Source organism: Helicobacter mesocricetorum (genome assembly GCF_900198605.1).
In the GTDB taxonomy this organism is placed as follows: domain Bacteria; phylum Campylobacterota; class Campylobacteria; order Campylobacterales; family Helicobacteraceae; genus Helicobacter_D; species Helicobacter_D mesocricetorum.
Map to the genome: position 1 here is coordinate 42,521 of NZ_FZPJ01000028.1, position 18,852 is coordinate 61,372.

The 18,852-nt window shown below is 34.4% G+C and carries 17 protein-coding genes; 4 read left to right on the forward strand and 13 right to left on the reverse strand.

The genetic code is table 11. The annotated features are described in order from the left end of the window. The first annotated feature begins 11 nt into the window (after positions 1 to 11). The gene (locus C6H18_RS06690) at positions 12 to 1,409 is read left to right on the forward strand and encodes a hypothetical protein (RefSeq protein WP_104722339.1); all 1,398 of its coding nucleotides are present in this window, start codon (positions 12 to 14) and stop codon (positions 1,407 to 1,409) included. On the opposite strand, the gene fliI is transcribed toward C6H18_RS06690, so the two are convergent. Further along, positions 1,410 to 2,708: a flagellar protein export ATPase FliI gene (fliI, locus tag C6H18_RS06695; RefSeq protein ID WP_104722340.1), complete on the reverse strand. Its 1,299-nt coding sequence runs from the start codon at positions 2,706 to 2,708 to the stop codon at positions 1,410 to 1,412. 86 nt (positions 2,709 to 2,794) lie between these two features. Between fliI and C6H18_RS06700 the strand changes: the two genes are divergently transcribed. Beyond that, a complete protein-coding gene (locus C6H18_RS06700) occupies positions 2,795 to 3,679 on the forward strand; it encodes an NAD(P)H-dependent glycerol-3-phosphate dehydrogenase (protein WP_104722341.1) in 885 nt (294 codons plus the stop codon). 2 nt (positions 3,680 to 3,681) lie between these two features. On the opposite strand, the gene C6H18_RS06705 is transcribed toward C6H18_RS06700, so the two are convergent. The 12 genes from C6H18_RS06705 to C6H18_RS06760 form a co-directional block, all read right to left on the reverse strand. Continuing rightward, on the reverse strand, positions 3,682 to 5,025 hold the full coding sequence (locus C6H18_RS06705) for a type IV pili methyl-accepting chemotaxis transducer N-terminal domain-containing protein (RefSeq protein WP_104722342.1): 1,344 nt from the start codon (positions 5,023 to 5,025) through the stop codon (positions 3,682 to 3,684). Further along, the gene (locus C6H18_RS06710) at positions 5,022 to 5,672 is read right to left on the reverse strand and encodes a Crp/Fnr family transcriptional regulator (RefSeq protein ID WP_104722343.1); all 651 of its coding nucleotides are present in this window, start codon (positions 5,670 to 5,672) and stop codon (positions 5,022 to 5,024) included. The genes C6H18_RS06705 and C6H18_RS06710 overlap by 4 nt, the downstream gene beginning before the upstream one ends. After that, entirely contained in the window at positions 5,660 to 6,028 is a 369-nt protein-coding gene (locus C6H18_RS06715) for a hypothetical protein (protein WP_104722344.1), read from the reverse strand. The genes C6H18_RS06710 and C6H18_RS06715 overlap by 13 nt, the downstream gene beginning before the upstream one ends. Next, positions 6,028 to 6,228 (reverse strand): PP0621 family protein, encoded by a 201-nt coding sequence (locus C6H18_RS06720; RefSeq protein WP_199770156.1) that lies wholly within the window; start codon positions 6,226 to 6,228, stop codon positions 6,028 to 6,030. The genes C6H18_RS06715 and C6H18_RS06720 overlap by 1 nt, the downstream gene beginning before the upstream one ends. Next, positions 6,216 to 6,794: a 16S rRNA (guanine(527)-N(7))-methyltransferase RsmG gene (rsmG, locus tag C6H18_RS06725; protein WP_104722346.1), complete on the reverse strand. Its 579-nt coding sequence runs from the start codon at positions 6,792 to 6,794 to the stop codon at positions 6,216 to 6,218. The genes C6H18_RS06720 and rsmG overlap by 13 nt, the downstream gene beginning before the upstream one ends. Beyond that, complete coding sequence (gene queA, locus C6H18_RS06730; protein WP_104722347.1) at positions 6,791 to 7,840, reverse strand: tRNA preQ1(34) S-adenosylmethionine ribosyltransferase-isomerase QueA; 1,050 nt, start codon at positions 7,838 to 7,840, stop codon at positions 6,791 to 6,793. The genes rsmG and queA overlap by 4 nt, the downstream gene beginning before the upstream one ends. Before the next feature lie 10 nt (positions 7,841 to 7,850). After that, positions 7,851 to 8,576: a twin-arginine translocase subunit TatC gene (gene tatC, locus C6H18_RS06735; RefSeq protein WP_104722348.1), complete on the reverse strand. Its 726-nt coding sequence runs from the start codon at positions 8,574 to 8,576 to the stop codon at positions 7,851 to 7,853. Between the two features lie 119 nt (positions 8,577 to 8,695). Further along, positions 8,696 to 9,775, reverse strand: a complete 1,080-nt coding sequence (ispG, locus tag C6H18_RS06740) for a flavodoxin-dependent (E)-4-hydroxy-3-methylbut-2-enyl-diphosphate synthase (protein WP_104722349.1) — start codon at positions 9,773 to 9,775, stop codon at positions 8,696 to 8,698. Next, the gene (locus tag C6H18_RS06745) at positions 9,775 to 11,961 is read right to left on the reverse strand and encodes a WD40 repeat domain-containing protein (protein WP_104722350.1); all 2,187 of its coding nucleotides are present in this window, start codon (positions 11,959 to 11,961) and stop codon (positions 9,775 to 9,777) included. Before C6H18_RS06745 ends, ispG begins: the two co-directional genes overlap by 1 nt. Before the next feature lie 114 nt (positions 11,962 to 12,075). Next, complete coding sequence (locus C6H18_RS06750; RefSeq protein ID WP_104722351.1) at positions 12,076 to 15,123, reverse strand: efflux RND transporter permease subunit; 3,048 nt, start codon at positions 15,121 to 15,123, stop codon at positions 12,076 to 12,078. Between the two features lie 2 nt (positions 15,124 to 15,125). Continuing rightward, positions 15,126 to 15,875 carry an efflux RND transporter periplasmic adaptor subunit gene (locus C6H18_RS06755; RefSeq protein ID WP_104722352.1) on the reverse strand — a complete coding sequence of 250 codons (750 nt, stop codon included), beginning with the start codon at positions 15,873 to 15,875 and terminating at the stop codon, positions 15,126 to 15,128. Positions 15,876 to 15,883: 8 nt separating this feature from the next. Then, the gene (locus tag C6H18_RS06760) at positions 15,884 to 17,131 is read right to left on the reverse strand and encodes a TolC family protein (RefSeq protein WP_104722353.1); all 1,248 of its coding nucleotides are present in this window, start codon (positions 17,129 to 17,131) and stop codon (positions 15,884 to 15,886) included. Between the two features lie 115 nt (positions 17,132 to 17,246). On the opposite strand from C6H18_RS06760, the gene hemW reads away from it, so the two are divergent. Together hemW and C6H18_RS06770 are read left to right on the forward strand one after the other, a co-directional pair. After that, a complete protein-coding gene (hemW, locus tag C6H18_RS06765; RefSeq protein WP_104722354.1) occupies positions 17,247 to 18,323 on the forward strand; it encodes a radical SAM family heme chaperone HemW in 1,077 nt (358 codons plus the stop codon). 234 nt (positions 18,324 to 18,557) lie between these two features. After that, the gene (locus C6H18_RS06770) at positions 18,558 to 18,833 is read left to right on the forward strand and encodes a hypothetical protein (protein WP_104722355.1); all 276 of its coding nucleotides are present in this window, start codon (positions 18,558 to 18,560) and stop codon (positions 18,831 to 18,833) included. Positions 18,834 to 18,852 lie beyond the last annotated feature (19 nt).

Here is an 18,852-nt window from a genome sequence, read left to right on the forward strand (position 1 = left end):
GGTTTAAACTAATGAGAAAAGTGCTTTTAATCTTAGATGGAATTGTAGCAAAAGAATTTGTAGCTACTCTTACACATAAGCATTTTGATAAAAACTCGTATATCTTTGTTTCTTTGGACAAGGATCTTTTGCCTACTCACTCAAAATATAACGAATCTTACCAATTTGACCCCTGCTCTTCGCACCGATTAAAAGAGATTCTAACCCCCCAAATCACGGATTGCTACATCATTACAGATCAAATCAAAGAAAGAGCTATCATCTACACGATTATTCGCAGATTTAGCAAAAATATCCAAATTAATCTCTTAGGTAAAATCCCTTTAGAAGAAGAGGATAATCATCTCACAATGATTAATGAAGCTACCTTTTTAAGCGCAAAACTCTTTGAAAGTTTCCCCAATACACCTAGGATTGCAAAGAATATCGGATTAGAAAAAGGGGAGATTGTGCAAGTTAATGTCCCCTTTGGTAGCCCCTATGCTTACCGCCCTTTTGGTATCATCAAGCAAAAAAAATGGAAAATTGCCGCAATTTATCGCTCCAATGAGCTAATCTTGCCTAAATATTCTACAACCATACTCCCTAATGATTCTTTGCTTTTAGTGGGCGAACCAACAACACTTTGGGATATTTACCACCGAATCAAAGAAGAGGTAGGGCAATTCCCCACACCTTTTGGGCGAGATATTGTTTTATATATTGATATGCTCCATTGCCAATGCTTAGATTCTTGTATTCAACAAACCTTATGGCTTTTTAAGAATTTTAAAAATAAGCGACTACATTTGTGTTTTTTTAATGCGAACTCTTTTGAAAATCTCCAATATTTAAAAGACAATCCCGCCTTAAATAAAGACAATATTACTTGGGGAGTAGAATTTTATGAAACATCACTTATAAAAATCATCCAAAAAGACAGAAAGACAAAAAATATCGGATTGATTTTATTAGAAAATTCCCTTTTAAAAAAGCACCAAACCTTTCTCTTTAATCTAGGAATTCCCCTGCTTAAACTTAGCAATATGGCTTTAGATACCCTTAAAGCTAGTGTGGTTATTATCCCTAAAAATACAGAAGAAGCAGAAAAAATCTCTCCTGTGGTTTTTGATTTTTCGACACAAATAGGCTTACAAATAAAACTTTATGATTTTGACCCAGATGGAAACTACCACAAAGAAGCCATCAACTATTATGAACACACTGCAAAAATCTTTAATAAAAAAATAGAAATTTTACGCTCTAATACGATAAATCCAATATTTTGGCTTAATAGAGAAAAGCAGATTCTACAAATCCTCCCTCTTAAAAATACCAAAAAATCTATTTGGTCATCCCTAACCGATGCGGAGAGCCTAAGCATTAAATTCTCTAATATACCACAGCTCTTTATTCCCTTATCAATTTAATCACTGCATAAGTGCAATCAGCTCATTGATACTTGCCTCATAGCCAAGTGCTTCATTATAATCTTGCTTTAAATAATTCTCCATTCCCTCTTTTTTGCTAATAGCTTCATCTAATTCTTTATCACTCCCCATTTGGTAAGCACCAATGCGGATTAAAACCTCATTTTCTTTTAATAAAGAATAAAGCCTCCTAAACTTCCTTGCTGCTTGTATATGTTCTTGCGTTACAATATCATTCATCAACCTTGAAGCAGAATTTAAAATATTAATAGGTGGATAAATACCAAAATCTGTCAAACCCCTATCTAAAATGATATGCCCATCTAAAATACTACGACTTTGATCAGCAATAGGATCGCTCATATCATCACCCTCTACTAAAACCGTGAAATAAGCCGTAATAGAGCCTTGATTATTTTCTTTCCCTGCCCTCTCCATAAGTTGTGGCAATAATGTTAAAACAGAGGGCGGATAACCCTTACTAGTAGGTGGCTCACCTAAGGATAATCCAATCTCTCTTTGTGCCATAGCAAAGCGCGTTACAGAATCCATCATAAAAAGCACATCTTCGCCCTTATTCTTAAAATACTCTGCAACACTCATTGCGGCAAATGCACCATATTTACGCATCAAAGGAGAATCATCACTTGTAGCTACTACCAAAATGGTATTCGTTAAATCTCCCCCTAAATTCTTCTCTACAAACTCTGGAACTTCTCTTCCTCTCTCACCAATTAAAGCAATCACTTTAATCTTAGCACTTGCACCCCTTACTATCATTCCCATTAAAGTAGATTTTCCAACCCCACTTCCAGCGAATATTCCAAGCTTCTGCCCCTTTCCACAAGTCAAAAGCCCATCAATACTTTTAACCCCTACACTAAACACCTCATCAATCATTCCTCTTTTCATCGCAGCAATAGGCGGACGAATAATAGGCATAGAGCCTTCTACCCTTAATTCTCCTTTGCCATCAATAGGTTCTCCTAGAGGATTAATCACTCGCCCTAAAAGCTCATTTCCAACAGGAATCTGCAATCCTTTTGTATTAAGATAAACCTTATCTCCAACTCTAGTCCCCTCAACAAAAGAAAAGGGCGTTACTTTAAAACTATTCTCTTCTAAAGCTGTTACCATTCCTATGGTAGAGCTATATTCATTCACAATCTTGACAATATCGCCGATACTAGGGGACAATCCATTAGCTAATAAGAATCCTTGCTCGACTTTGATAATCACGCCAAAAGAGGGAGAGAGATTAAGTCTATTTAGCTTTTCTCTGATATTTTCTAATGCCATTTCCGTTCTTTTTAACAAAATCACAATGAAGAAGGATTTTAATATATTTTTATTAAAATTCTTCTATAAAAGCAATAAGGACAATTATGGCGACAATTAGTGTATTTGGAGGTGGTGCTTGGGGGAGAGCTTTAGCTTCTGCTTTTAGGCACACAAATGAAACCTTTATCATTTCAAGAAGAAACCTTAATCTCCCCTACCAAATCACCCAAGAGGAGGCACAAAAAAGTGATTTTTTTATCATTGCAATATCCTCTAATGCTCTTCCCTCTTGGCTTAGCACCTCTCCTCTACCCAAAGATTCTAAAATTTTAGTCGCATCCAAGGGTATCACCAATGGGCTATTTGTGAGTAATATTTTTGAAAAGTTTTACAAACAAGCAAAACGAAGTTTTTTAGCAGGACCTAGTTTTGCCAAAGAAGTGTTAAATGGCTTACCCTGTGCGCTTAATATCCACTCCCACAAATTAGAATACGCAGAAGAATGGCTACCTTTATTCCCACACTTTATCAAACCTTATGTTAATGATGATGTAATTGGTGGAGAGATTTCTGGAGCTTATAAAAATGTTATTGCTATTGCTAGCGGGATTTGTGAAGGCTTAAAGCTTGGTAATAACGCAAAGGCTTCATTAATAGCTAGAGGATTGATAGAAATGTCTCGCTTTGGGCAATTCTTTGGAGCTAAAGAAGAAACTTTCTTAGGATTATCAGGTGCTGGAGATTTATTTCTAACCTCCAATTCTACATTATCAAGAAACTTTCGTGTAGGTCTTGGACTATCGCAAGGTAAATCTTTAGAAACCATCTTGGAGGAAATTCAAGAGACAGCAGAGGGTATCCACACTGCTAAAGAGATTTATTCCTTAGCCCAAAAACACAATATTTATGTGCCTATCGCCAAAGAAGTTGTTTTAATCATACAAGGAAAAAACCCCAAAGAAAGCCTCTTAACATTAATGAATCGTTAGAGCTAAAACTTCTCTACAAGTTTAATTTCTTTTAAAATCTTATGCAGTTTCTCCAATAATCGTGCAGCTACAATCAGTTGCTCACTAGATTGAGTAGCAATATCTTCACTTAAATTAATAGCTTTTAGGATGCTTTTTTTCTTAGCTTCACTTAAAGCTGTCATTTCTAATTTTGCTAAAATCTCTTCACTAATGTTCGCCACTTCTTCACTAATAGCCTCACTTAACTCCCTTGCGCGTTTGGAAGTTTCTTTGGTAATATCAATTTTATGCAAAAACTTTGAAAGGTTTTGAGACGCTAAAGACAATTCGCTCTCACCCTCTAATTCAATCATAGTTGCCAAATTTTCTTGGGCTTCAGCTTGAGCTAGAATCTGTGTTTTTCTAACAAATTTTTTCAGTTGGGTATTAATACTTAAAACATTTTTTATAGCATATAGGGCTAAAAAGCATAAAATAAAAGCTGCCACATATTGAAACTTTTCTAAGTAAGAGCGAGAATGTATAGAAATATCGGCATATAAATTCACCACCCAATCCAACTCATTTAAAATCTCTGTGTTATTATCTGCAATGCTTTTTAAGTCTTCTACAATCTTTTCTTGTTTGGCTAAAATCTCCTGTATATGCTGCTTATAAATTTGCCAGAACTCATAAGTCTCTTTAATGTTTTGAAAAAGCTTAGGAGATTGCTTAAAAGCTAGATTATGATAAAACTCCACTAATGTGTGGTCATATTTCTGATAACTTTCTTTAAACTCATCATAAGATACAAGATCCCACCAATTAGCATAATGTATTAAAAAGTAAGCCATTCTTTGAATAAGCATTCTTTGATTACCAGCAACATCTATAAGCACCGGAGATACTTTAGTTTGCACCATTTCTTTAACAATATCATCTGATAATTTCAATATTTTTGAATAATTAGCCTCTAAAAAATGTTTATTATCATAAAGCTCATTTGATAAGGTTTTAAAGTCCTCTATGGAGCTTCTAAAATGCACCCATTTAGCAAAAATAGAATCCAATTGTCGGCTTATAATGGCTCTGTTTGGGGGTTTAAGATTCTTCTCTTTATCGCCAAAGCGCAAAATATTAAGATTAGCTTCAAATTCCTTTAAAGCAACATTTAAATGCGTAAAGTCATTGCTATTTTGGGAGTTTATCATAAACACTTCTTTGGCAATTTTTTGCGTAAGCATTCTCTCTTGTCCGGCTATGTTAATCAAATAACCATCATTAAGACTTCTTTGATTAATAAATACAACAGAAACAATCATAACGCCCACAAAAACTGCAGTAAGTATGCCAATTACAATAAGGCGCGTCGTAATTTTTGTCATTTTGCATCCTGTTTAAAAATCATTTGGAGTTTATCCTCATCTAAGACTTCAATTTTCCCTATTTTATTGGTTCTTATAATTCCTTCACGATGAAGTTTTTTAAGGATTCGCGAGAGGGTTTCTGGCTGGATATTTAAAAAAGCTGCATTTTCATTCTTTTTGTGGATATTAAAATCTCTTAAATGAAACTTTAACACATAGGCGATTTTAGCTGTGCTATCAAAGACTAATTCCCTTTGAATAAGCTCTTCATATAAAGCCATCTTTTTTAATAATTCCTTGAAGAAAACTTGTAAGATTTTTGGATAAGCCTCTAAAAGAAGATTAAATTTTTCCGCATCAAAACAAGCAACAAGAGAGGATGTTTTGCATTCTGCATTAGCAAAGGATTTTGCATCAAAACCTTGCTTATAATCAATCAAAAATCCTTGCTTTAAAAACCCTAAAAAAACCTCCCCATCAAAACGATTAACCTTATAAAGCTTAACCTCACCTTGCAATAAAAAATAAAGAGAGGAGATTTTCTCCTCTTCATAAACAATCAATTCTCCTTTTTGGTATTTTTTAAGCCACACAATCTCCTTTAAGGCTAGAATCTCTTCCTTAGATAGAGAGCAAAAAGGATAAAAACTCTCTAAAGCTTCCAAAAAATTACTCCATCAATACCTTGTTTTGCAGCCTCTTTTATCTCCTCATCTTTGGTAATGACTAGCAAAATTTTGGAATCAAAGAGATAAGTTTCTGCTAAATGCTGCAAATCTTTTGCCATCTCTAAATCCCTAGCCATTAAAAACTTTACCCCTAAATTGACTAATAACAAAGCCTTTGTAATATCAGTTATTATAGAAGCATATTCCACACCAGATTCCAAACAAAATTTTGCCAACTCTAAATTTTCTTCCAATACCAAAAAATCTGTGGGTAGAGAATTTTGAATATCCTCTTTACTCTCTATTAAAACAATCTCTAAGGGCTTAATAAGAAAATGGTTTAAAATTAACATTATTTTCCTTTGCAACATTCTTTGGAGCAGTAATATTTACCATCTTGAATAATAGCTTCTTTGTTAGAAACATAAATCCCACATTTTTCGCACTCAATCATAATTTCTTCTTGCTTTTTTGGTGTTTCTTTTCTAGGAGATTTTCGGATAAAAAAATAATAAACACCCATAATTAAAACTATGACTATTAACCATTGCATAATGCCTCTCCTTTAAATACAAGATAATGCCTTAAACCTCTTTTGTATTGTTGAACTTCCAAAGACGCAATCATTTCACTTTGGACACTACTTCCCTTATAAAGCAATACCAAAGTCTCCTTATGCATTAAATGCCTCACCTTTTTTAAAAAGGAAGGAAGCTCAAAGGTCGCCCTAGAAGTTATGAAGTCTATTTTTTTATGATACTTAACACTCTCTACCCTTTGACGCAAAACTTCAAAATTCTCTAAGGCTAATTGCGCTTTTAAATTTTGTAAAAAGGCAGCCTTTTTGGCATTAGGCTCACACAAAACCACAGGAATTTGCAGGGCAATTCCAAGAGGAACTGCAGGAAAGCCATTTCCACTTCCTACATCAAAAAGTATTTTTTTTTCTTGTAAATTGAGTGCTTGTAGGCTTAAAGGATACAAAGAATCTTCTATATTTTTTAAAATCTCCTTAGAATCCTTAGCCCCACTTAAATTATGAATCTTATTCCATTTATGCAAAAACTCCCTATAAGATTCTAACTTTTGTAACATCTCTAAAGATAATTCCAAGCTCATAAGATTAACATTCCATCTCCATAAGAATAGAAGCGATACTGCTTTTTAATAGCCTCTTTGTAAATCCTCTGCATCTCTTCTAAGCCCACAAAAGAAGCCACAAGCATCAAAAGGGTGGTTTTAGGCAAATGAAAGTTGGTTAGAATTGCTTGGGTTAAAATAGGCTTATTAAGTAAGTGCAAAAATAAATCACATTCGCCACACATATATCCTGTTCTAGCGAAATATTCTACAACCCTTGTAGCAGTCGTGCCAATAGCTGTAATATGGGTAGCCTTAGAGATTTTTTGCTGACTTTCTTGAGAGAGATAAAAAGATTCTTTATGGATTTTATGCTCTAAAATATTATCAACACTCACACCCATAAAAGTTCCAGCCCCTATGTGCAAGGTTACATAAGCATAGTTAAATGTTTGGGTTAAAGCCTCAAAAGATTCTTGGCTAAAATGCAAAGAAGCCGTTGGAGCTGCAATAGCTCCCAAATGTCTAGCAAAAACCGCATTATAGTCCTCCCTATCTTGCTCTTTGGTTTCTCTTTTGATATAAGGAGGCAGAGGAATAACCCCATACTGCTCTAAAAAGGCAAAAAACTTTTCTTTTGTTAAAGGGTTAAAAACATTATCTATCACTTCAAAAAACTTCACCTCTTTAAACCCCATTCCCCTATCTTTTATAATCTCTGCTACAATGCCTCCTGCAAAAGCAATCCTTGCCCCCTCTTTAAGTCTTCCCTTGCATTGCAATAAATAAGAATATTCTAACTCCTTATGAAAGAGGGCTTCAATCTTTGCTCCCTTGCCCATTTTAGAATCTTTTAGTATCTTTCTTCCATAGAATCTAGCAGGAATGACTTTTGTATCATTAAAAACTAAGAGTGTATCCTTAGGTAAAAAACTAGCAAAATTCCAAAAATCGCTATGAATAATGCTTTTATCTCTGCGGTTATAAACCAAAAGCCTAGCACTTTCTTTAGGAATTGCAGGATATTTAGCGATAAGCTCTTTGGGCAATGTATAATCATAACTTTGCAAAGATAACACATCCATTACATTAACCTTATTCTTGAGTTTCCTTATAAGGATTAATAATTTTTGCAATCAATATAGATAACCCATAAAGTAAAGTTAGAGGAACCGCCATTAAAAATTGGGAGAGTATATCAGGAGGCGTTAGAATCGCCGCTAAAACAAAGATAAAAACAATGGCATACTTAAAATACTCCTTTAAGGTTCTATCAGTAACTAGTCCAATTTTTGCCAAAAAGAAAGTTATGATAGGAAGCTCAAAAGAGATTCCAAAGCCCATCATAAGCTTAGCAAAAAAGCTCACATACTCCCCAATACTAGGCAATGCTGTAAAAAGCTGCGTCCCAAAGTTAATCAAATAAGCAAACCCAATGGGAAAAGCGACATAATAAGCAAACGCACAACCACATAAAAAGAAAAAAGTCCCAAAGACAACAAAAGGGGCTACCATTTTTTTCTCATTTTCATAAAGACCCGGTGCTACAAATGCCCAAATTTGATAAAAGATAACCGGTAAAGCAAAAATAAAACCACTAAAAAAAGCCACCTTTATAGCCGTAAAAAAAGCTTCTCCTACTTGCGTGAAAATAACACTTTCTTGTCCATTAGGAAGTGATGCACTAAGAGGGGCTATCATCCATTCTAAAATAATTTCCCAAAAATAAAAGGAAACGCCAAAAGTCAAAATTAAAGCAATGGTGATATTAATAAGACATTTACGCAAATCTTGTATATGAGGCTTTAAATCTTCAAGCATTTTTGCTCCCTATTTTCCTTTAAAACTTAGTAAAAACAATTATAACGAACATTTAGCAATTACTACAGAAACTCTAAGGATAGAAGAATCCTAAAATTAGCGATTAGACAACAATAAATTCAAGCCTCTAGCTTTTTTAACTCCTTTTCTGTTGCTAAAACTTCTTGAATAAAAACATCAATAAGCTCGGATTCTTTATATTTTCCAACAATCTCACCCCTTTTGATAATCAACCCATCTCCACTGCCAAAAGCAATAGCTACATCAGCGTGTTTAGCCTCCCCTAAAGCATTCACGGCACAACCCATAATAGAAAGTTGCATAGGTGTTTTTATGATTGGCATTCTTTGTTTAATCTCTTGAAGCAAAGGCACTAAATCCGCTTGCAATCTCCCACAAGTTGGGCAAGAAATATAAGTAATACCCTCTTTTTGTCTGCCACTATAACGCAAAATAGAACGCGCTACCTCAACTTCTTTTTCTAACTCTCCAGTAATAGAAACCCTCATCGTATCACCAATACCCTCCAACAAAAGACCTCCAAGAGCCATAGAGCTTTTTATCATAGAAGATTCTAAATCTCCCGCCTCTGTAACCCCCAAATGAAAAGGATACTCCACAAGAGGACGAAGCATTCTATAAGCCTCTAAGGTTCTTTCTACATCACTTGCTTTAAGGGAAACCTTAAGGTTATTAAAACCAAAATCCTCTAAAAGCTTAATATTATAAAGCGCAGATTCCACCATTCCCTTAGGAGTAGCGCCATATTTATTCTCAAAAACTTTCTCCAAACTCCCAGCATTTACCCCTATTCTAATAGGTATATCCCGCTCTCTACAAGCATCCACAACCGCTTTTATTCTATCTTTTGAACCAATATTTCCGGGATTTATACGAATGCAATCTACACTCTCTGCGGCAATAAGCGCAAATTTATAACGAAAATGAATATCGGCAACTAAAGGAAGAGAAATACAAGCCCTTAATTCCTTTAAGGCTTTAGCGTCTTCTTCATCACTCACTGCCACCCGAACAATATCGCAACCCGCAAACATTAAGCGATCTATCTGCTCTTTAGTCGCTTTTATATCAGCAGTCTTAGAGTAAGTCATACTTTGCACAGAAATAGGCGAATCTCCACCTATTTTAACCCCTCCAACTTGTATTTCTCTAGTAGGGTAACGATTAAAAGTTTGCATTATTCACTCATCCTATATTGTTCCTCATAAGATTGCAAAGGTGTATTATCAATACTAAGCAAAGAAATCGCAACTATTACCGTTAAATAACCCTTTGGGTTTCCATCATCGGAGATACTCTCAAGCACATCTGTAAGCCCCAAACTTTCAGCCACTTGCTTTAACTCCTCATCTTTACCATAACGTTGAATATAATGCCTAAAAGTTTCCCTCCAATCAATATTTGGTCCCTCTTTCTCATCACTAGGAGCATGTAATTTAAACTCTGCTAAATACGCTATCTTCATTAATGAAGCAATTTTATCGCGAAAAGTCTCAATACCAAGATAATCACTTAAGGTGTGAAGCACTGATTCTCCATCTCCATTAACAGCAGATTCAAAAGCCACTTTAGCAACGCTTTTAAAATCACTATAAAGACTTTTACACTCTTGCAAAGAATACAATTCATAATTAGCCTCTATCATAGCAAAAGCTTCTATGAGTCTTCTTTCCTTGCAAAGCTCTGTGAAATGATTTTTATTTTCAATCGTTTTAATTTTTTCATTAGCAATATTTGTAAATGGAACCATAGAAGCAAGTAATTCACAAAGCTCTAAAGCCTTATTATAATTCGCTTGATTTTCTAAGGCATTAATTCTTTGTAGTATCTGCTCACCTATATACAAGGCATTTTTATAAAGAGAAGTTTCTTTTAAAAAAATAAATTTTTCACAAATCTTGAAATAGGTTGCATAATTTCTTGCTTTATATTCTGCTTCAGCTTTTAAAAATTTATCCGTATTATTTAAAAGCATCGCAACAATGTCTCTTTTGGGCTTAACATTGCTAAAAATTTTTAGCAAAGCTTGAGCCTTAGGGAAGTTTAATTTATGATCCGCAATAAGCAATTTCTTAGCTCCAGCAAAACATTTCTCCCACAGACTTTCTAGCTCCTCATAAGCCACCGTGTTTTTGATATAAGGATATTGTTGCGCTAATACATAAGCTCCCGCATAATTCTTTGCATCAATGTTATCCATAAATTTTGCGACCTTTTCCTTTTGTTGCCAATAATAATCAAATTCCTCTCTTTTCTTTCTATCATACATAAAAGGTTCTACAAGTTTGGTTGCTTCATCAATATTATCCTTAGCCAACAATTCAATAGCTCGTCCTAAAATCTCTTTCCACAATGTTTCAACTTTTGTGGTAAATTCTTCTAAGAGTTGTAAAAAAACATTTTTTTCTTGAATGATCTTAATAGCCGCTTTTAAGTCATTCTCCTCTAATGCCTTTAACATCTCTTCTTTTGCCTCATCTATATTAACAATTTCAATCACCCCATCACTATACCCCACATAAAGGATATTGCCAGAAACGAACATAGAAGTAACACCCGTATGCTTTAAAACAACATTATCCACTAAGGTATTAGAAGTAAGGCTCACGATGTGTAAAATATTATCTTTTCCTCCCACAAGAGCAAATTTCCCATTAGATAGCTTCCTAGCAATAGTAAGCCAATACTTGCCTAAGAAATTTTCATTAATAATTTCTTTTTTTAAAATATCATAAATAATAGTCTTGCCATTCCTAGTAATACAGAAAATTTTCGTATCATTATCATAAAATACCGCATCTTCAATCACAGAATCAAAATCTATATGAGCAATTTCCACATTCTTTAACAAATTAATAATAAAAGCACTTTTGTTAAAAGAAGCCGCAAATAATAGCATCTCATCATCACTAAAACTAAGGGAAGATGTCCCATCAGAAACAGGAGGGAAGCTAGTAAGTAATTGGCAATTCGCACCAAAATACACCAATACCCTTCCATCTTCTCCTCCAACAGCAATATATCCATCTTTTGGAGAAAAGACTATATTAGAAATTGGTAATTTCTGCCAAGTTAAAGAAGTAACGGGAGCAATATTTTTCCCTACTTTTAAAACAATGCCATCATTATTTTTAGCAAAACCAACGACTATCCTAGAGGTTTCATAAGAAATAGCAACGGCTTTACTAAAGTGATGGAGGGGTTCTAACTTTTTTGAAAGCTGTAAATATTTATCAATTACTTTATTCTCTAGCAAAAAGGTTGAAATACTATAAAAATTATCAATACAAAGAATAGAAGTTTTATTAGTAGAGATACCAAGAACACTACCAATAAGTTTTAACTTTTTGCTGATAGGGAACATAAAAATTCCTTATTTTTTCAATTAAATATCGACAGGAATATTACTTCTTTTCTTGTAAAAAATATCTTAATAAAAAATATCAATAAGTTATAACTTAAACTAAAATAATACTCTTTAATAAAATTTTCTCATTTTATCATCAAGGGGTGCTAAAAGCTTATAAAATGCAGGTACAATAAGTAAGCTTAAAAACATAGAAAGGGATAGCCCACCAATCATAGCAATTCCCATAGGAGACTTTATCGCACTTCCTGCTCCTGCTGCTAAAGCAAGGGGCAACATTCCAAATATCATCGCAAAAGTCGTCATCAAAATAGGGCGCAAACGCAATTCTCCCGCCTGTAAAATAGAATCTTCTAATGCGATTTTTTCTGCCCTTTTTTGGTTAGCCACATCAATAATTAAAGTCGCATTTTTCCCTACCAATCCCATTAAAAGCAATAATCCCATAATGCTAAAAAGACTTAAAGGTTCTTGACTTAAAAATAATGCCAAAAACGCTCCCGTAAAACTTAGAGGCAAAGTAACCATAACAATAAAAGGTTGCAATAAAGATTCATACAAAGCTGCTAAGATAAAATAAATGAGGATAAAAGCGGTTAAACTTGCGATAATAAAAGCAGAGTTTGTTTCTTTTAGATATTTGGCATAACCTTCAATTTTATAATTTACACCCTTGCCCAACCACTCTTTCTTTTGCTCTTCAATAGCCTTTGTTGCCTCCCCTAAACTAATGTTATCACTTAAATTAGCATAAACCATCACACTTCTTTGCCTATCATAATGCTTAATAGAAGTAACACCGCTAGTTTCTTCTATCTCCACTAAACCATTCAAAAATACATTTTCACCCCTAGCATTACGCAAACTCAAAGTCTGTAAATCTAAAATCTGATTTTTTTGCGGAGAAAGCAAAACAATAGCATATTCCTTTCCATTTTCTCTATAATAAGAAATGCTTTGAGTTCCGCTAAAAGCACTATTAAAAGCAAGGGCTATTTCTTTTGCGCTAAACCCATATTCACTCGCTATTGCACGATTAATAGAGATTTTATATTCGGGTGTTTTATCCTTAATATCCGTATGTATATCACGAAACTTTCCGCTAGAGCGCATAAACTCCAAAAGCTTTTCTAAACTCTCCTTAAGCTTTTCATCATCTAAAGAATACATTGCCATTTGAAAGGGTGAATCATCTTCTCCTAAGCTAATTTGAGGGATTTCAATCAAGGCAATCTCTAAATTAAACTTTTCAGAAAAGGCTTTATAAGAATCCCTTAGCGATTCTAGGATTTGCTTTTGCGTTCTCTCTCTTTTGTTATAGGGCAGTAAGCGCACATAAATCTTTGCTTCATAGACCTTTTTCTCTGCGGTAAAGCCGATATTTAAAAGGCTATATTCGACTTCTTCCATATTTTCTAAAAACTCTTGAATCTCTAAAGTTTGCCTTTGCATCTCCTCCATAGAAATTCCCGGTTTTGCAAGAATTTTTATATCAAATTCCGCCTTATCTTCTGAAGGCAAAAACTCTACTCCAAGCCTTGTAATTAAAAACAAAGAAATCAAAAAAAGACCAAAAATAACAAAAATAACAAAAATATATCGCGCTAAAACCCATTTTAAAAGACGCACATACAGAGATTCCAGAGCTTTAAAATATTTTTCGCTTTTGTAATAAAAAAGACTCCTTTTAGAATTAGCAATTCTAGCACTAAGCATAGGGATAAAAGTAATCACAATACAATAAGAAATAAGAATAGCCGCTACTAGCGTAACACTAAAAGAAGTAAAAAACCTTCCTACTACACCACTCATATTAGCAATAGGAAAAAACACCGCTAAGAGCATTGCAGAAATAGCAATCAAGGCAAAGCTAATTTCTTTTACCCCCTGATAGGCTGCCTCTGTCTTTGATAACCCAAGTTCTAACTTTTTATAAATGTTTTCAATAACCACAATAGCATCATCAATAATAATCCCAATGGCTAAAGTAAGCGCAATCATCGTAGCCAAATTTAAAGTCATTCCAAAAAACTGCATACAAGCAAGAGTTCCTAGAATTGAAGCAGGAATGCTAAGGCTTGAAATGAAAGTAATTCTTTCATTCCTTAAAAAGAAAAAAACAATAAAAACAGCCAAAAATGCGCCCAAGATTAAATCAAATTCCACAGCATTAATGCTATCTTGAATGTAATTAGTAGTATCCCGCACAATTCTTATAGAATACTCTGCATTAAGCTCTTGCAAAAAGGGCAATAATTCTTGCACTGCCTTAGCAATTTCTATCTCATTAGCTCCCGTGATTTTTTGAATCTCTAATAAAATCCCGGGATAACTACCACCTTTTATGCCAAGTGAAGAAAAACTTCTAGCCTCTTGTGTAAAATCTGTAATCCTAGCAATATCCCTAAGCTTAATATTATTAGCAATAACAATATCTCCTAGCTCCTCTACACTCTGTGCATCGGCTTTTGTTAAAAGCCTCCATTCTCTTTGCTTATCAACAAGCCTCCCCCCATCAATCTCAATATTTTGCGCAGAAACTCCACGGGCAATATCGCCAAAAGAGAGATTATATTTATTTAAAGCACCCAAATCAGGATAGATTCTAATCTCCCGCTCTAAAAATCCCACAAGATTAACTTTTCCAACCCCCTTAATGCGTTGCAAAAGAGGCTTGATATTTATATTAATATGATTATGAAAGGCTAAAGTTTCTTGCATATTCCTAAGCGACTCTTTAGGGGAAATAAACAAAGAAATAATAGGAGAGCCAATATTAACTTTCTCCACGATAGGAGATTTTACTTCACTCCCAAAACTTAGCCCAAAAACCTTATCACGCACATCATTCGCTGCTACTTCAATAGGCTTCTCTAGCTCAAACTCCGCAACGACAATACTCACATTATCCGCACTCAAAGAGGTAATTTTCTTAAGCGATTCTATACCACTAATAGCCTCTTCAATCTTATCCGTTACCTTGCCCTCAATAATAGCTGGATTAGCCCCGGGATAAAAAGTTGTAATCGTAATGATGGGGACATCTACATTAGGATAGAGCGAAACACTAATATTTCTTAAGGCATTCACCCCAAAGAATACCAAAGCCAAAACAAACATCAAAGTAGTAATAGGTCTAGCAATAGCGATTTTAGACATTCCTACTCCATAATATATCCATCGCCAAAAGTCCCTGAAGGAATCTCTAAATCCACGATTAAAGCCTCTGCCATAGCTTTTTTAGTCTTACTATTAATGCTAGGATAGATTTTATTTAACACCAAAGGCACTCCTTGCTTCTCTCCATTAAGCGAAATAATAAATCTATCCCCCACCTTGACTTCTTGAAAATACCTTGAATCAAACTCCAATATAGCCTTTTTTTCAAAAGTCTCTAAAGTTAATAAGGGAGAACCCCCTATAACCTCGCCAATTTCTACATTTTTTGCAATAATCACTCCACTAAAGGGGGCATAAAGCGTAGCATTATCTAGCAATTCCTTTTGTAAAGCATAATTAGCTCGGGCTTTTTTGAGTTCAAAACCACTTGTGTAATACTCTGTTTTAATCTTTTCTAAAGTATTCTTATCCAATGCTACTTGGGATTTTTGATAACGTTCATATTGATGCGTGATAAATTGGTATTTTTGCTCTATTGCCTCCATTGTAGCCTTAGCAATTTGTAGCTTCTGGTAAAGTTCTTTGGTTTTAAGTTGCAAAAGCTTATCCCCCTTCGCTACCTTATCCCCAACTTCTACAAAAATGGATTCTACAATCCCGCTACTTGCAAGGCTTAAAGTAGAAGTTTGAGAAGCTCTCACCACAAAGGTTACATAAATCTCCCGCTCTACACCCTCTTTGCCAACAAGAGGCAAAAGCCCAAACCATAAAATCATAAAAGCATACCGCATACTAGACCTTATAAATAATCACTCAATCTCTCCCCATTATGAAACAAAAATTCTGCCTTTTTAACCTCATATTCAAATTGCGATTCCTCATAAAAAGATTGCGCATTTAATAATAAAGAAAGCGATTGGAGATATTGCGTATAATCAATAAGTTCTGCATTAAACTTTTCTTTAGCATAAGTATAAGCAATATTGGCAGAATCCAAACTAGACTTCGCCCACTTTATTTTTTCTTTAGCACTATTGAGGGCATTTTTGGCGATGATTTGCTCTCTTTTTTGGGAATCCCTTTGATAAAAATATTCAGAATTTGCCGCTAATGCTAAAAACTTAGAGGTTTCTCTTTGCCTAAAAGTCGCAAGAGTATCAAAAATAGTCATCGACACATTAATCCTAAAAACATTTTGGTATTTAGGCTCTTGCAAGGAGAAAGAAAAGGGGAGTGTGGGTATATTCCTACTACCATAATCAAAACTAGTATAACGATTAGAAAAGACAATCGTTGGGAGATAAGTATATTGCGAAGTTGTAGCCTCCATACTTTTGACTTCATAAAGCTTAGATTGCAAAGCAAAAGTATCGCTACTTTGTTTATAAGAATCAATGCTCTTTAGTTGGGTATTAGGGTTTAAATCATTAACTTCTGCCCCGCTTAAAAGACTTAAACGCTCCTTATAAGCCTCCAAAGCAATATTGGCATTCTCTAATTGATAAGCATTTTGCGAAAATTGTGCCTTGATAGCCTCTAAAGTATCTTTGGAAGCAAGCTCTGAAGAAACTAGTATTTGGTATTTAGCAATACTCTCTTCTAGCTCCTTTTGTTGATACCTTAAGGCATTGATTTTAGATTCCATTGCTAAGGCTTGAAAATAAGTTTGGATAATTTTAAGGTGAAGTTGCTCTTGTATCGCTTGTGTTTGGAGTTTAGAAGATTGTATTTTATAATCAGTTACAGCAAACTTTCCCTCTCTTTTTAACCCATCAAAGAGCAACCAAGAACCCTCAAGATAGACACCATTAGTGTTTTTGGGGTAGAAAATATCTGGATTTTTAAACTCTGCATAAGCATAGCCTATCTCAACCTTTGGCAAATAACTTGCATAAAGAGCTTGTTTTTGGGATTGTAAAGCCTTTGTTTGGTATTCTTGTGCTTCCAAAAGAGAGTTTTGAGAGGATTGGTAAAGAAGCTCTTTTAAACTCTTAGCCTCTATGATTGTTAAACACAACAAAAGACAAAACCACACCCGAAACAACAAATTAAACTCCCAAATGTTTCTTAAATTATTACCAAAATTTACTTAAACTCTTAAACCATAAAGGGAGATTCAACAAAAACACATTAGCATACATTTATTGCTTTAAAGGTAGGCTATGAAAGTTGCTTTATATCTACACATTCCTTTTTGTGATAGCAAATGTGGCTATTGTGCTTTTAACTCCACAACCCATCAAAATCATCTCAAAATCCCTTATATGGAAGCACTCCATAAACACTTGCTACACCAAATACAAGCCTTGCAAATCTCTAAATTCTCCTCTGTTTATATCGGTGGGGGGACTCCTAATGTGATAAATTCTAACTTTTATAAACCCATTTTTGATACCTTACAACCCTATCTCCCAAAAGATACCGAGATTAATACCGAAGCTAATCCCAACTCTCTAACCTTACAATGGCTTAGGGATTTAAAGGATTTTGGCATTAATCGCCTAAGCTTGGGTGTGCAAAGCTTCTTTACCAAAAAACTACAATTCCTAGAGAGGATTCACCAAAGCGACTGCATCCCTAAAGCCTTTGATTTAATCCAAAAAGCAGGGATAGAAAATGTAAGTTTGGATTTGATTTATGGCACTCCATTTTGCACAAAAGAAATTTTAGAGTTAGAATTAGCACAAGCCTCCCAAATGCCAATCAATCATCTCTCGGCTTACCAATTAAGTATCGATGAGGGAAGTAGATTTTTTTTACAAAACAAACAAGAGAGAGAAGGAGAGTTTGAAGGATTCCCTAGTATGGGACATTTTATCAAGTCGCATTTAGAATCTTATGGATTTTATCAATACGAAGTGAGTAATTATTCTAAAGGCTACCGCTCCAAACACAATCTTAGTTATTGGGAGAGGAAGCCCTATTTAGGTATTGGTGCAGGTGCGGTTAGTTGCATTAACAACACAAGAAGTTACGCCCAAAAAGACTTAAAAGCCTATATCCAAACCTGCAAAGAAAACAAAGAAGAAAAAAGAGAAATTTTAAGCCCACAAGATATAGAGCTAGAAACTCTATTTTTAGGATTCCGCTCTTGTGTTGGGGTAGAGACAAAAAAAATCACCAATCAAACAAACCTAAAAATACTCCTAGAAGAAAACAAGGTTGAAAAAAGAGGGAATACAATCTATGCAAAAGATTATTTTTTAAGTGATTCTTTGGTGCTCTTTTTACAAGATTAACCCATATCTTTTGCACCCCAACTCCACACCTTCCTTATATGGCTTCACTTTATATATTTCTACGCTTTATCTCCACTTCTTCTAAACAAAGCCATCTCTCCACACAATCCAATAACTTTTATTATCTCCAAACCAACCCTTTTTCTTTTATCCCTCTAGCCCACTATCACCTTAAACTCCTCTAAATTTTATGCTATAATCCCAAACAACAAATTCACACAAAAAGGAGTCCCAATGCAACCAACTAACAATATAATAAATATTAGGGGGGGGGGGGCAATAATGCCTTCTCTTGTAGCTACTCCACCAAGCCTATCTTCTGTAAAAATTGATTCTAATCTTTTAGAATCCACAATCCATACTCAAACTTTAGAAATAGATACTAAACTAGACTCTAATTTGTATTGTAAAGTAGATTCTAATTTACATACTAAACTGCATTTCTTTTCTTTCTTTTTCCCTTTCCCTTTCCAATCCTACTTTACCATACCCTTAAGATTAAAGCTTTAGATAGTTATTCCCAATACAT

Bases quoted from the DNA above. Each gene is read 5' to 3' on its own strand.
- C6H18_RS06690 (WP_104722339.1), top strand. From the start codon at position 12: ATGAGAAAAGTGCTTTTAATCTTAGATGGAATTGTAGCAAAAGAATTT.
- fliI (WP_104722340.1), bottom strand. From the start codon at position 2,708: ATGGCATTAGAAAATATCAGAGAAAAGCTAAATAGACTTAATCTCTCT.
- C6H18_RS06700 (WP_104722341.1), top strand. From the start codon at position 2,795: ATGGCGACAATTAGTGTATTTGGAGGTGGTGCTTGGGGGAGAGCTTTA.
- C6H18_RS06705 (WP_104722342.1), bottom strand. From the start codon at position 5,025: ATGACAAAAATTACGACGCGCCTTATTGTAATTGGCATACTTACTGCA.
- C6H18_RS06715 (WP_104722344.1), bottom strand. From the start codon at position 6,028: ATGTTAATTTTAAACCATTTTCTTATTAAGCCCTTAGAGATTGTTTTA.
- C6H18_RS06720 (WP_199770156.1), bottom strand. From the start codon at position 6,228: ATGCAATGGTTAATAGTCATAGTTTTAATTATGGGTGTTTATTATTTT.
- rsmG (WP_104722346.1), bottom strand. From the start codon at position 6,794: ATGAGCTTGGAATTATCTTTAGAGATGTTACAAAAGTTAGAATCTTAT.
- queA (WP_104722347.1), bottom strand. From the start codon at position 7,840: ATGGATGTGTTATCTTTGCAAAGTTATGATTATACATTGCCCAAAGAG.
- tatC (WP_104722348.1), bottom strand. From the start codon at position 8,576: ATGCTTGAAGATTTAAAGCCTCATATACAAGATTTGCGTAAATGTCTT.
- ispG (WP_104722349.1), bottom strand. From the start codon at position 9,775: ATGCAAACTTTTAATCGTTACCCTACTAGAGAAATACAAGTTGGAGGG.
- C6H18_RS06745 (WP_104722350.1), bottom strand. From the start codon at position 11,961: ATGTTCCCTATCAGCAAAAAGTTAAAACTTATTGGTAGTGTTCTTGGT.
- C6H18_RS06750 (WP_104722351.1), bottom strand. From the start codon at position 15,123: ATGTCTAAAATCGCTATTGCTAGACCTATTACTACTTTGATGTTTGTT.
- C6H18_RS06755 (WP_104722352.1), bottom strand. From the start codon at position 15,875: ATGCGGTATGCTTTTATGATTTTATGGTTTGGGCTTTTGCCTCTTGTT.
- hemW (WP_104722354.1), top strand. From the start codon at position 17,247: ATGAAAGTTGCTTTATATCTACACATTCCTTTTTGTGATAGCAAATGT.
- C6H18_RS06770 (WP_104722355.1), top strand. From the start codon at position 18,558: ATGCAACCAACTAACAATATAATAAATATTAGGGGGGGGGGGGCAATA.